Source organism: Amycolatopsis sp. MEPSY49 (assembly GCF_051337345.1).
Lineage (GTDB): Bacteria > Actinomycetota > Actinomycetes > Mycobacteriales > Pseudonocardiaceae > Amycolatopsis.
The window spans coordinates 423,233-435,405 of sequence record NZ_JBDLYJ010000001.1 but is presented as its reverse complement, the minus strand read 5'-3'; the positions used below and the strand labels follow the sequence as shown (position 1 = coordinate 435,405).

Here is a 12,173-nt window from a genome sequence, read left to right as displayed (position 1 = left end):
GGGCCCCCCGCCCGGCCGGTCAGCCGATGTGCGAGGCGATCCAGTCCGCGACGACGTCCACGCGCGCGGTCGTCTCCGCCTGGTCGTGGGGGCAGTCCGGGCCGTCGCTCTCCACCGAGACGATGCGGCCGCCCGTGCCCGACGGGACGAAGTACGGCGCGCCCGAGTCGTACGTGCAGGCGCTCGTCGTCGAGGTCGGGGCGAAGCCCTTCACGCCCGCGTACTGCGGGTCGACCGTCGCGACCTTCATGACGCCCTGCTGCAGCTTCGTGCCCGGGGTCGGGTCCACCGAGGTGAGGCTGCCCCAGCCGGCGAGCGTCACCTTCTGGCCCACCACCGGCGTCCGGCGGTTCAGCGTCAGCGGCTCGACGCCGTAGACCGGCTTGTCCAGCTCCGCGATCGCGATGTCGTTGCTCGGCGACTGGTACACCGTCACGACGTTGCGGGTGATCCCCGGCTGGTCCACGGTCGTGGTGCCCAGCAGCACGGACGTCGGGTACGGGACGGGGCCGGACACCGGGTTGCGCGCGGCGTCGTGGAAGCAGTGGCCCGCGGTGATGATCCACTTCTTCGCGATCAGGGAACCCGAGCAGGCGCTGTCGTACTTGGTGCCGTCGGGCTTCGGGATGTCCGTCATGGTCAGCTTCGCGGCGAACTTGAACGTCCCCCGCGGGACGTCGGAACCGTTGGCCACGGCCGAAGCCGGGGCCGCGGTGACCACGGCCGCGGCGAGCGCGAAGAGCGTTGCGGAAAGAAAAGCGCGTGTGCGCATGGGAAATCCCCCAGGTGTGGGCCGGCGGTGGCGGGAATTCCCCCGCCACCGCCGCACAACCTAGTTCACGCCGACGAGGTCGACCACGAAGATCAGGGTTTCGCCCGGCTTGATGACGCCGCCCGCGCCGCGGTCGCCGTAAGCGAGGTGCGGCGGGATGACGAGCTTGCGGCGGCCACCGATCTTCATGCCCGCGACGCCCCGGTCCCAGCCGGAGATGACCTGGCCGGCCCCGAGGCCGAAGCGCAGCGGCTCGCCGCGGTTCCAGGACGCGTCGAACTCCTCGCCGGTCGAGTGCGAGACACCGACGTAGTGCACGGTGACGGTCTTGCCCGACGTGGCTTCCGCGCCGTCACCGACCGTGATGTCGGTGATCTCGAGGTCGGCCGGAGGGTTGCCCTCGGGGCGGTCGATCTGGGGCTTTTCCAAGGTCATGGCACTCACCGTACCCACGCGCGCGAGGCTGCGCCGTTCGGACTACGTCCAAGGGCTGAAAAACGCGAAAAGTCTTCACACTTCGCCTACTGCTCGGTAGCGTGCGCTTCGTCACTCTTCTGACTGAGGGGAGCCCGGCATGCGACGTGGCATCCGCGCCCTGACCTTGACGGCACTGGGGGCCCTCGTGGCCGGACTCACCCAGGTCGCCGTCACCGCTCCGGCCGCGCAGGCGGCCGCGTCGCCCGACGACTACTGCGGCGGGCAGTGCAGCGACATCCTGCCGCCCGGCGAGAACGGCAACGCCACCCTCGCCGACATCCTGGCGCACAAGCTGCTCGGCACCCGCCCGGCGCACGCGTCCGACCAGCTCGGGAAGTACTCGTCGCTGGCCAACGGGTACAAGACGCTGACCACGAGCGCGATCAACCAGTACTTCAACGACTCGTCGTTCGGCGTCGCCGCCGACCAGGTCGCGAGCACGACCAAGCCGCGCTCGGACGTGACGATCGTGCGGGACAAGGCCCTCGGCGTCCCGCACATCACCGGGACCACCCGCTCCGGCACCGAGTTCGGCGCCGGGTACGCGGCGGCGCAGGACCGGCTCTGGCTGATGGACGTCCTGCGCCACGCCGCGCGCGGGCAGGTCACCCCGTTCGCCGGCGGCGCGGAAGCCAACCGCGAGCTGGAGCAGCAGTTCTTCGCGAACGCGCCGTACACCGAAGCCGAGCTGCAGCAGCAGATCGACCGCGTCGCGAGCAGCGGCCCGCGCGGCGCGCAGGGTCTCGCCGACGCGCAGGCCTACGTCGACGGCATCAACAAGTACATCAGCGACTCCTACAACGGCCGGTACTTCCCCGGCGAGTACGTGCTGACCGGGCACGTCGACTCGATCACCAACGCCGGGTCGATCGACCCGTTCAAGCTGACCGACCTGGTCGCGCTCGCGTCGCTGGTCGGCGCCGAGTTCGGCGCGGGCGGCGGCGGCGAGGTGCAGAACGCGATCGCGAAGCTGGCGATGCAGGAGAAGTACGGCGTCGTGCAGGGCGAGAAGGTGTGGCAGAGCCTGCGCTCGGAGGACGACCCCGAAGCCGTCAAGACGCTGCACGACGGCCAGACCTTCCCGTACGGCAAGACGCCGGCCAACGCGGTCGGCCAGGCCATGCCGGACAAGGGCTCGGTGACCGGGCAGCAGCTGGTGTTCGACAAGACCGGCTCGGCTTCGACCGCGACGCCGTCCACTGTGGACGTCGTCGCGCCCGCCGAGCAGGAGCCCGCCCGCGGCATGTTCGAGAACGGCGTGCTGCCGGGGAACATGCTGAGCGAGAAGCACGGCATGTCCAACGCGCTGCTCGTCTCCGGCGCGAAGACCGCCAGCGGCCACCCGGTCGCGGTCTTCGGCCCGCAGACCGGCTACTTCGCTCCGCAGCTGCTCCTGCTGCAGGAGCTGCAGGGCCCGGGCATCAGCGCGCGCGGCGCGGCCTTCGCCGGCCTGAGCATGTACGTCCTCCTCGGCCGCGGCCAGGACTACTCGTGGAGCGCGACGACGTCGGCGCAGGACATCATCGACACCTACGCGCTGACGCTGTGCGACCCGAGCGGCAAGGCGCCGACGAAGGACTCGAACTACTACACCTGGCAAGGCCAGTGCGTCCCGATGGAGACCGTCGAGGTCAAGAACGCCTGGAAGCCGACCGTGGCCGACGGGACCGCGGCGGGTTCGTACACCTTGCGCAGCTACCGGACCAAGTACGGGCCGGTGCAGAGCCGGGCGACCGTCGGCGGTAAGCCGGTCGCGTACGCGGCGCTGCGGTCCTCCTACTTCCACGAGGTCGACTCGCTGATCGGCTTCCAGGAGCTGAACGACCCGGGCTTCGTGAAGTCCGCGGCGGACTTCCAGAAGGCCGCGCAGGACATCAACTACACGTTCAACTGGTTCTACGCCGACTCGAAGGACATCGCCTACTACAACTCCGGCGCCAACCCGGCGCGTCAGTCCAATGTGGACCCGAACATGCCGGTCTGGGGCGACCAGGGCCACGACTGGATCGGCTGGAACCCGGCGGGCAACCAGGCGGCGTACACCCCGCCGTCGCAGCATCCGCAGTCGGTCAACCAGGACTACTACGTCAGCTGGAACAATGCGCAGGCCCACGGCTACGCGGCCGCGGGCGCGGACAAGTCCGCCGTGCACCGCGTCGACCTCCTCGACTCGCGCGTCAAGAAGCTGATCTCCAGCGGCACCAAGGTCACCCGGGTCAACCTGACCCAGGCGATGGAGGAGGCCGCGCTGTCCGACCTGCGTGCCGAGCGCGTGCTGCCGCTGCTGCTGCAGGTGCTCGACAAGACGCCGACGACCGGCGCGGCCGCGGACGCCGAGGCGAAGCTCAAGACGTGGCTCTCGCACGGGCAGCTGCGCACGGAGACGTCGGCCGGCAGCAAGGCGTACGCGGACGCCGACGCGATCCGCATCTTCGACGCCTGGTGGCCGCTGCTCGTCCAGGCCGAGTTCAAGCCGGGCATGGGCGACGACGCCTACAACGCGATGACCGGCGTGCTGGGCATCAACGAAAGCCCGTCCGGTTTCCAGAACGGCAACGGCCAGCACACCGGCCAGCCCCACAAGGGTTCGTCGTTCCAGTTCGGCTGGTGGGGTTACGTCAGCAAGGACATCCGGCAGGTGCTCGGCCAGCCGGTGGCCGGCCCGCTCGGCCAGACGTTCTGCGGCGGCGGCAACGTCACGGCGTGCCGCCAGGCGCTCGTCGACTCGCTGACCACCGCCGCCGGCCAGGCCGCGAACACCGTCTACCCCGGTGACGCGAGCTGCTCGGCCGGTGACCAGTGGTGCGCCGACACGATCGTCCACAACCCGCTGGGCGGCATCACGCAGGACAAGATCAGCTGGCAGAACCGCCCGACGTTCCAGCAGGTCGTCGAGTACACCGCCCACCGCGGCGACAACATCGCGAACCTCGCGCCGGGGAAGACGGTCAGCGCCACGAGCGCCGAAACCGGCTTCTACAACTCGCCGGCGTCGAACGCGATCGACGGGAACGCCTCGAGCCGCTGGGCCAGCGACTGGAGCGACGACCAGGCGATCACCGTCGACCTCGGTTCGGTCCAGCAGGTCTCGCGGGTGCTGCTGAGCTGGGAAGCGGCGTACGGGAAGAGCTACCGGATCCAGACCTCGCCCGACGCGGTGAACTGGACGGACGCGGCCGTGGTCACCGACGGCGACGGCGGGCAGGACAACGTCTCGTTCGCCCCGGTGTCGGCGCGGTTCGTGAAGATGCAGGGCGTCCAGCGCGGCACGAAGTACGGCTACTCGCTGTACGAGTTCGAGGTGTATGCCCACTGAGCAGGCCGGGCCGCCCGTGGACGCGCGGGCGGCCCGGCCACCCCACTACCACTGACCGGACGGTTTCGTGATGTCGCAAATCATCACGGTGTAACTGGTGGACGTTCTTTCTCGCGCCAACTGAGTCAGCTCGAATTCGTTGAGCGAAGCATCCGGGATACCGACGTTCCTGAGCGTTCTCGCCGGCACTCGCAGCGTGTCTCCTTGTGAAGCAGCGTCAGCTTCGGGGATCGACTGTGCGAGTCGGGCGAGTTCCCGGTGGGCCACGATGAGGATAGCTACCGCTCGTTCCGTGGCGGAGCGCCGGAATTGCCACAGCCGCTTGATCAGGCCGAGTTGCCTGGTTCGCGAGGGACCGTTCTCGTCGTGAAGCAGCGTAACGTGCACATCGATCTCGGGTTCGGTCTCATAGCGCAGAGTCAGCCTGCCGTGTGCGCCCGCGAGCAGCGACGCCAGCTCTGCGGGCAGGCCTGCCGCACCGAGAGCTACCGCTGCCGCATGAGTCGCCACTTGATCCGTGGTCAGGTGGACGGTCCCGACGCGGGTTTCGTCGGTGATCCACTCAGCCAACTGCTGCGACGCGAGTGGCCATGCCGGTTCACCTCCGGGCTGGGCTGGCGAGCGGAAGACGGGGCTGCCGTCGCCCGGTCGCCAGGAACCCAGCCAGCTGCGGTGCTCCGGAGGTAGCAGAGTGCACAAGTCGTCTGGATCGCAATGCGCAAGGGGCGGCAGGTCGAAGGCCATCGCGAGTGACAGGAGCATCGGCAGGGTGATCGCGCGGCGGCCGGACCAGACGTCGAGGACGGTGCGGTCACCTCTCGCCTTGCCGAGGTGGGCTGCGACGTCGGCGGCCGACAAGCTGGGCCAGCGCTTTGCCCGGATCCGGGCTATGAGCTGCTGTTGAGCGAAGGCCGCTGCCACATCGCCGGGATTCTGTCCTTCGTCGACGAGCCACCGGGGTTCCCCGGTGAACGCGCGAGCTTCGGTGTACCGGGTCGGGGGACCGTCACCTGGTGGGCGACCGCGGCGAGAAGCGTTCATGGCCGGCTCCCCGGTGAGCCTTCGGCAATAAAAGTACTCTTGGTTGTAGTTTAAATGTCAGCCGCTGGGAGGGCCAGCGCGAGCAGAGAGGGTGTTAGGCATGGATGTGCGGTTGCTGACCGACCAGCTCAGCTCGGCTCACCCTCTGCCCGGCGTGGCATTCGTAATCGCCAGGGAGGTCGTCGAGTCGGCCGTACTGGACGGCGCAGTGGACGAGGGCGCCGCCGGCGATCTGCTGCTGGCGGCGGATCATCTGCAAGTCACCGCAGCAGGTACCGCGGTGCTGAGCACGCATCCGGCACTGGTGGGGCAGCTTGTCCACATCGCCGAGACTCGTTCGCTGCCTGACACCCGGACTCTGACCGAGGTCAGGTCGGCTCTGCGTGAACTTGTGCAGAAAGTGCCACGAGAAGGTTCACTGTCGCCCAGTGCGGACTACGTCGGCTTTTGAGAGTTCAGTAACGCCAGTTGCGGGCGCCGGTCAAGCCGAGCACCGTTGATGCGCCGGCCAGACGGGCCGCCCGCGCGACTCCGCGCATCGTGCATCCGGTGTGGAAGACGTCGTCGACCACCAAGACCGTGCGACCGGTCAGATCCTCATCGATCGCGAAACCATCGAGAAGTTCCGCTCGTTCCTCGCCGGCCATATCCTTCACAGACTTCCGAAAGCCCGAGCGGCGGTTCCTTGGCAACGCGTGCGGCAGTTCTACGTGTTTGGCGACTGTGACACCGATGCGGACGCTGGCGGCCACCTGGTTGGGATCGTGGCCCGGAACCGCCAGAACGAGGTCGGCCGTACGAAACCAAGGATGAGCCCGCACCACCTCGACAAGTGGTGCAGTGAGACGCGAGCCCGCCTCGGCAACCTCTTCCTTGCGGAGGGCCTTGTACTTGATCGCGTTGATCAGCGCACCGATAGTTGTGTAAGTCAGCCCCTGCTCGCCGTTGAGGTTCGGCTGACTGTAGAAGTCAAGGGCTATGACCGCGTCGAGGTCCTGGATCGCTCGCAGGACCAGGACGCGCTCGAGCAGGTCGAGAAGCGGGACCGGATCGACGTGGTCCGGCAGGCAAAGTCGATGGGTCCAGGCCGGAGAGTGCTTCGGGTAGAGCTCCACGTTCGTCGTACCAGGGAAGGCGTGGATCACCTGGCTCGCGGTTTCGTCGGAACCCCGTAGCAACAGGAGCCTCTTCCGCCCCACGTGTTCCCATATCCATTCCGCGAGGCAGTTGCCTCTGGTGTCTGGTGTGAACTTTCCGGACGACATGGCGCTGGCATCCTCCCCTGGGACTACTCAGTGTCGCGTGGTTCTAGCCCTGGGTGTGTGACCTGCGACGGGCGTGTTGACAGCCGACCTGATCGAACATATGTTCTAGTTGTGCGGTTTGGTGAGATGAGGATGGAGTCCCCGGCGACAGAGAGCGGCCCGAGCCATGACGATCGAAGGAACCACTTCGGCTCGTGAGCTCGTCTTCGCACTTCTGGCGCCATACGCTGCCGGTGGTCCCCGGCGTGCGGCGAAGTTTCTGCTCCAGTCGGGCCGCCGTGGCCTTGAGGAGATGACAAGCGAGCTTCCGTACGAAGAGCGGCTTGCCGCGGCCGAGATGGCGGAGCGACTGCATGCGGAAGGCGTTGGCGTGCTCTTCTGTGATGATCCGGCGTATCCGGATCGCTTGCGGAGGGCTCCGGGTGCGCCACCCGTCCTGTATCACCGTGGCCCCATCGAGCTGCTCGACCGGCCGTCGATCGGAGTGTGTGGTTCGCGCAGTGCCGGTTCCGCCGGCCTGCGTGCCGCCCGAGCGTGCGGGGAGGACGCAGCCGCTCTTGGTGTCGTCGTCGTTTCCGGGTACGCGAAGGGTGTCGACACTGAAGCGCACATCGCTGCGCTCAGCGCCGGCGGGGGCAGTGTCGCAGTGCTCGCCGAGGGGATTCTCGACTTTCGGCTCAAGTCGGCTTATCGCGATCTGCCGGACCAAGTACTCGAGCAGCTGCTGGTGGTGTCACAGTTTCCCCCGTCGCAGCGGTGGACAGCAGGTGCCGCTATGACACGCAACCAGGTCATCGTCGGCCTGGGTGATGCGGTCGTCGCTGTCGAGGCGGGCGAAACCGGTGGAACACTACGAGCCGGTAAGGCTGCACTTCAGGGTGGAAAGCGGCTTTGGGTCCTCGGGTTTCCGGGTGAGGATCCGCCGGGAACACGGGCGCTGCTCGCCGCAGGCGGTTCGCGGATCGAGAGTCGGGCCGCACTAGCGGCCAGGTTGCACGACCTCGTAGGCGAACCTCGTTCTCAGTCACTGTTCGACTGACTACCCCGGCCTACGGTTACCGTGAGGCGCATGGACGACTGGACGCCCCGCACCAAGGCCATCGCCGCCGGCCGGCCGCACGGACCCGGTGAGCCGCTGAACACCCCGCTCGTCGCCACCAGCACGTACCAGGCCGGTGGCGACTTCGTGTACGCGCGCGGTGACGGGACGCCCACCTGGCACGCCCTCGAGGAGGCCGTCGGCGCGCTGGAGGGCGGGCACGCGACGGCGTTCGCGTCCGGCGTCGCCACCCTGTCCGCGGTGCTGGACCTGCTGCCGGTCGGGTCGCGAGTGGTCGTGCCGACGTTCAGCTACGCCGTCACGCGCGGGGTGCTCGCCCACGCGCAGAAGCTCGGCAAGCTCGCCGTCACCGAGCTGGACCCGACCGACACCGACGCGTGGATCGCCGAGGCTGCGACGTCCGACCTGGTCTGGCTCGAGTCGCCGACCAACCCGACCCTCGACGTGATGGACATCGAGACGATCGCCGCCGCCGCGCGTGGCCGGGTCGTCGTCGACAACACCTTCGCGACGCCGTTGCAGCAGCGGCCCCTCGAGCTCGGCGCCGACGTCGTCGTGCACAGCGCGACCAAGCTCATCGGCGGGCACAGCGACCTGCTGCTGGGCATCACCGTGGCCAAGGACCCCGAGGTCGCGGCCGAGCTGAAGGGCGCGCGGACCCGCGTCGGCTCGACGCCGGGCGCGCTCGAAGCCTGGCTCGCGCTGCGCGGCCTGCGGACCATGCCGGTCCGGCTGGCCGAGCAGTCCCGCACCGCCGCGCTGCTGGCTTCGCGGCTCGGCGAGCACCTCGCCGTGCAGCGGGTGCGCTACCCGGGCTTCGGGATGATGGTCTCCTTCGAGCTGGCCGACGCGGAGGCCGCCGACCGCTTCTGCGCGTCGACCCGGCTGATCGTCCCGGCGACGAGCCTCGGCGGCGTCGAAAGCCTGGTCGAGCGGCGGGCGTGGCTCCCGGGTGAGGAGCGCGTACCGGCCGGGCTGATCAGGTTCAGCGTCGGCCTCGAAGATCCGGAAGACCTCTGGCGCGACCTCGCGTCCGCACTAGCGGAGTAACGCGGACGGGTGACACCTCGATAGTCCGGCCATCGCAGGTCACCGCCGTAGGGAGTTCGCCGTGGGTAGAGCGCTGAGCCGGGTCGCCGGGGTCGTTGTCGCGGGTGCGCTGGCCACCTTCGCCGCCACGCCCGCCGCGGTGGCCCAGGAAGAAACCAGCACCCCGCCCACGGAAACGACCACCTCCACTTCGGACACGACGACGTCGAGCAGCCCGGCGAGCACGACGTCGGAGGCGCCGAGCACGGTCCCGTCGTCCACTTCGGGCATCGCCACCGCCGACCCGGCGCGGCCCGAGGTCAAGACGACCGAGAAGGCCGAGCCCAAAGCCGAGCCGGAGCAGCAGGAAGACACCCAGCAGCCGCCGAAGGACGACGACTACCAGGACGCCGTCGGCCACGGGTTCGTCGGCCTCGGCGGCGAAGGCGTCCTGGTCGTCGCCTGCGCGTCCGGCAAGGTCGGGGACATCTACACCCAGAACCTCAGCGTGACGGCGGGGCCGGACCAGGACGAGTCCGACGGCCGGTACTGGAACTACACGGTCACCGTCGTGACGCCGCCGGCCGAGGCGACCGGCCGCTTCGCCTTCTTCTGCGACGGCGTCGAGCACATCGGGATCATCGACTTCGAGCAGGAGCAGCCGCCGACGTCGTCGAGCAGCACGCCGACCAGCACTCCGGCCGGCACGAGCGCCGCGCCGTCGAGCAGCGCGCCGGTCACCACGGCGACGTCCGCCGCGCCCGGCAACAACGCACCGAAGGCCCAGGTCAAGGTCGCGCCGCGGGGCGGGGTCGAGACCGGCTTCGGCGGTACCGCCGGATGACGCCGCGCCGGGCGGGCGCGGCGCTCGCCCTCGTCCTGACGGTCGCCGCCTGCAGTACCCCGGCGGCGCCGCAGGCGGCCCCGCCCGCCACTCCGGCGCCGGCTTCGGTCCCGGTCAGCGTGCCGTTCAAGGGCCTCCGGCCGACGTCGGTCAAGATCCCCAAGATCGGCGCGGAGTCCAGTCTGCTCGCCGTGGCGGTGAAGACCGACGGCTCGATCTCCGTCCCGTCGGTGCACACGCCGATGCAGGCGGCCTGGTACAAGCTCTCGCCGGTACCCGGTGACGTCGGCCCGGCGATCGTCCTCGGGCACGTCGACGGCGACAAGAAGCCCGGCATCTTCTACAAGCTCAAGGACCTCGCGCCCGGCGACGAAGTGGACATCGACCGCAGCGACGGCCGGAAGCTGAAGTTCGTCGTCGACCGCGTCACGCAGGTTCCGAAGGACACGTTCCCGCGCGACGCCGTGTACGGCAACAGCGACAAGCCTGAGTTGCGCCTGATCACCTGCGGTGGCGCGTTCGACCACGCCGAGCACAGCTACAAGGACAACATCGTCGTCTACGCGAACCTAGCCAACGCCTGAGCCGGGGTACGGGAACTCCGGCTTCAACGACGTCTCCGGGCACACCCAGCGGCGCATGCCCGCGTCGCAGACGGCGTACCCCCAGTTGATCAGGTTGTCCTGCACCTTTTCGGACATCCGGGTCAGCCGCGTCTTCGTCTCGGCCAGGGCGCGGGTCCGCTCGACCGGGGCCGGCAGCGCGTCCGGCAGGTCGAAGTGCGTGATGTCGCTGTAGGTCGCCCAGTACGTCCCGGCGAACTGCTTGTCCTCATAGGACTTCAGCAGCGAGCCGGTGCGCAGCTCGCGGACCTGGTTGTCCATCACGGTCAGCACGCGGAACAGCTGCATCGGCCAGTTGTGGTGCGGCTTTTCCTCGTGCTTCATCTTCTTGCCCGCGTCGCTGACCAGGACGGTCGCGCGCTGGTTCTCGATCGGGTCGAGGCCGAGGTTGTCGTACACGCCGGCGTCGCTGAGCACGATCTTGCGGTCCGGCCGGTGCGGATCCGGGATCACGACCGGGGAAAGCAGCGGCGGGAACGCCGACGACGCGGCCACCGCCGTCGCCAGCGGGACCTGCCCGTGCGGGCCGGGCTGGCGGAAGAACCACCACAGCGAACCGTCCTGCAGGCTGGTCGCGGTGAACACGAAGTTCGGCCCGGCCGGGTCGAGGTCCGCGAGGCGGCAGTCGCCGAAGAGGTGCTTGCGGTACCGCAGCGCCAGTTCCTCGCCCGCGCTGCGCCACGGGATGCACATCGCCTTCAGCGTCACCGGGACGTCGAGGTTGGTACGCGCGAGTTTCCGCAGTGGCTGCACGACTTCCTTACCGAAGTTCTCCGCGACGCCGTCGTCGCCGAAGTACAGCTTGTGCCACGCGTGCGCCAGCACCCCGGCCGCGATCGACCCGCCGGAGACGCTGGAGACGGTGGTCAGCTTCGGCAGCCAGCCGAGTTCGTTGAGCCGCCAGAGCGCCCCCGCGTGGAAGAGCATCGCCCGATAGCCACCGCCGGACAGCGCGAGCCCGACCCCGTCCCGTTTCGCCGCGTCCACCTCGCCGAGTCTAGGACCGCAGCAACGGGTCGAGCAGCGGGCGCTGCTCGGCGGGGACGTATTCGGCGTAGTTGTCGTACAACGCCTGTTTGGCCAGGTGCGCCGCGCCGGCGCCGTCGGCCGAGCGGATCGCGGCGAGCACTTCGGCGTGGTGCGAAAGCCAGGCGCGCATCAGCGACGTCCGGTTGCTGGCGTGCTCCAGCTTGTCCTCGATGAGTTCCAGCACGACCCCGCGCACGACTTCTTCGCTGACGACGAGCAGGGGATTGCGCGAGATGCGCGCGATGACTTCGTGGAACGCGACATCCGCGCGGCTGAACTCCGCGTAGCCGTGCGAGACGCCTTCGCGCATCGCCTCCAGCGCCGCGTCGAGGCCGGTCAGGTCGTCTTCGGTGCGCAGTTCCGCGGCGAGCAGGTGAGCCGAGCCGTCGAGGATCATCCGGAACTGCAACAGCTCGGCGAGCCCGACGTGGTCGGCGCGCGCCAGCCGGTGCATCGACCGGTGCAGCGCGGCGGGGGACGCGGCCAGCACCTCGGGCCCGCGCGGGTCGCCGGGCCGCGACCGGATCATCTCGGCGGCCTGCAACACCCTCAGCGCTTCACGGATCGTCGAGCGGCCGACGCCGAACTGCGTCATCAGCTCGCGCTCGCTGGGTAGCCGTTCGCCCGGCTTGAGCGCGCCGCTGATCACGGCCTGCTCGATCTGCTCCACGACCCGCTCGTACGCGCGGACCGGAGCCACCGGTTCGAACCGCATCC

General features: G+C 69.1%; 12 protein-coding genes. 6 read left to right on the top strand and 6 right to left on the bottom strand.

Annotated features, from left to right (window positions below; all coding sequences use genetic code 11):
• Nucleotides 1–19: 19 nt before the first annotated feature.
• Both ABFJ78_RS02240 and ABFJ78_RS02235 read right to left on the bottom strand, forming a co-directional pair.
• Nucleotides 20–772, bottom strand: a complete 753-nt coding sequence (locus ABFJ78_RS02240; protein WP_436383889.1) for a S1 family peptidase — start codon at nucleotides 770–772, stop codon at nucleotides 20–22.
• Between the two features lie 60 nt (nucleotides 773–832).
• Nucleotides 833–1,207 carry an FKBP-type peptidyl-prolyl cis-trans isomerase gene (locus ABFJ78_RS02235; protein WP_436383888.1) on the bottom strand — a complete coding sequence of 125 codons (375 nt, stop codon included), beginning with the start codon at nucleotides 1,205–1,207 and terminating at the stop codon, nucleotides 833–835.
• A 139-nt stretch (nucleotides 1,208–1,346) separates the two neighbouring features.
• Between ABFJ78_RS02235 and ABFJ78_RS02230 the strand changes: the two genes are divergently transcribed.
• A complete protein-coding gene (locus ABFJ78_RS02230) occupies nucleotides 1,347–4,565 on the top strand; it encodes a penicillin acylase family protein (protein WP_436383886.1) in 3,219 nt (1,072 codons plus the stop codon).
• A gap of 45 nt (nucleotides 4,566–4,610) precedes the next feature.
• Here the strand turns inward: ABFJ78_RS02230 and ABFJ78_RS02225 are convergent, their stop codons facing one another.
• Entirely contained in the window at nucleotides 4,611–5,606 is a 996-nt protein-coding gene (locus ABFJ78_RS02225; RefSeq protein WP_436383885.1) for a hypothetical protein, read from the bottom strand.
• A gap of 100 nt (nucleotides 5,607–5,706) precedes the next feature.
• Between ABFJ78_RS02225 and ABFJ78_RS02220 the strand changes: the two genes are divergently transcribed.
• Nucleotides 5,707–6,057 (top strand): hypothetical protein, encoded by a 351-nt coding sequence (locus ABFJ78_RS02220; protein ID WP_436383883.1) that lies wholly within the window; start codon nucleotides 5,707–5,709, stop codon nucleotides 6,055–6,057.
• Nucleotides 6,058–6,061: 4 nt separating this feature from the next.
• On the opposite strand, the gene ABFJ78_RS02215 is transcribed toward ABFJ78_RS02220, so the two are convergent.
• A complete protein-coding gene (locus tag ABFJ78_RS02215) occupies nucleotides 6,062–6,721 on the bottom strand; it encodes a ComF family protein (protein ID WP_436383882.1) in 660 nt (219 codons plus the stop codon).
• Nucleotides 6,722–7,037: 316 nt separating this feature from the next.
• Between ABFJ78_RS02215 and ABFJ78_RS02210 the strand changes: the two genes are divergently transcribed.
• The 4 genes from ABFJ78_RS02210 to ABFJ78_RS02195 all read left to right on the top strand — a co-directional run bounded on the left by ABFJ78_RS02210 (nucleotide 7,038) and on the right by ABFJ78_RS02195 (nucleotide 10,388).
• On the top strand, nucleotides 7,038–7,910 hold the full coding sequence (locus tag ABFJ78_RS02210) for a DNA-processing protein DprA (RefSeq protein WP_436383881.1): 873 nt from the start codon (nucleotides 7,038–7,040) through the stop codon (nucleotides 7,908–7,910).
• 30 nt (nucleotides 7,911–7,940) lie between these two features.
• Nucleotides 7,941–8,981, top strand: coding sequence for a trans-sulfuration enzyme family protein (locus tag ABFJ78_RS02205; protein WP_436383880.1), 1,041 nt, complete (start codon nucleotides 7,941–7,943; stop codon nucleotides 8,979–8,981).
• A 61-nt stretch (nucleotides 8,982–9,042) separates the two neighbouring features.
• The gene (locus ABFJ78_RS02200; protein ID WP_436383879.1) at nucleotides 9,043–9,804 is read left to right on the top strand and encodes a hypothetical protein; all 762 of its coding nucleotides are present in this window, start codon (nucleotides 9,043–9,045) and stop codon (nucleotides 9,802–9,804) included.
• Complete coding sequence (locus tag ABFJ78_RS02195; protein ID WP_436383878.1) at nucleotides 9,801–10,388, top strand: class F sortase; 588 nt, start codon at nucleotides 9,801–9,803, stop codon at nucleotides 10,386–10,388. The genes ABFJ78_RS02200 and ABFJ78_RS02195 overlap by 4 nt, the downstream gene beginning before the upstream one ends.
• Here the strand turns inward: ABFJ78_RS02195 and ABFJ78_RS02190 are convergent.
• On the bottom strand, nucleotides 10,374–11,414 hold the full coding sequence (locus tag ABFJ78_RS02190; RefSeq protein WP_436383877.1) for a patatin-like phospholipase family protein: 1,041 nt from the start codon (nucleotides 11,412–11,414) through the stop codon (nucleotides 10,374–10,376). The genes ABFJ78_RS02195 and ABFJ78_RS02190 overlap by 15 nt on opposite strands.
• Before the next feature lie 10 nt (nucleotides 11,415–11,424).
• Nucleotides 11,425–12,171 carry a FadR/GntR family transcriptional regulator gene (locus ABFJ78_RS02185; RefSeq protein ID WP_436383876.1) on the bottom strand — a complete coding sequence of 249 codons (747 nt, stop codon included), beginning with the start codon at nucleotides 12,169–12,171 and terminating at the stop codon, nucleotides 11,425–11,427.
• Nucleotides 12,172–12,173 lie beyond the last annotated feature (2 nt).

Bases quoted from the DNA above. Each gene is read 5' to 3' on its own strand.
- ABFJ78_RS02240 (WP_436383889.1), bottom strand. From the start codon at position 772: ATGCGCACACGCGCTTTTCTTTCCGCAACGCTCTTCGCGCTCGCCGCG.
- ABFJ78_RS02235 (WP_436383888.1), bottom strand. From the start codon at position 1,207: ATGACCTTGGAAAAGCCCCAGATCGACCGCCCCGAGGGCAACCCTCCG.
- ABFJ78_RS02230 (WP_436383886.1), top strand. From the start codon at position 1,347: ATGCGACGTGGCATCCGCGCCCTGACCTTGACGGCACTGGGGGCCCTC.
- ABFJ78_RS02225 (WP_436383885.1), bottom strand. From the start codon at position 5,606: ATGAACGCTTCTCGCCGCGGTCGCCCACCAGGTGACGGTCCCCCGACC.
- ABFJ78_RS02220 (WP_436383883.1), top strand. From the start codon at position 5,707: ATGGATGTGCGGTTGCTGACCGACCAGCTCAGCTCGGCTCACCCTCTG.
- ABFJ78_RS02210 (WP_436383881.1), top strand. From the start codon at position 7,038: ATGACGATCGAAGGAACCACTTCGGCTCGTGAGCTCGTCTTCGCACTT.
- ABFJ78_RS02205 (WP_436383880.1), top strand. From the start codon at position 7,941: ATGGACGACTGGACGCCCCGCACCAAGGCCATCGCCGCCGGCCGGCCG.
- ABFJ78_RS02195 (WP_436383878.1), top strand. From the start codon at position 9,801: ATGACGCCGCGCCGGGCGGGCGCGGCGCTCGCCCTCGTCCTGACGGTC.
- ABFJ78_RS02185 (WP_436383876.1), bottom strand. From the start codon at position 12,171: ATGCGGTTCGAACCGGTGGCTCCGGTCCGCGCGTACGAGCGGGTCGTG.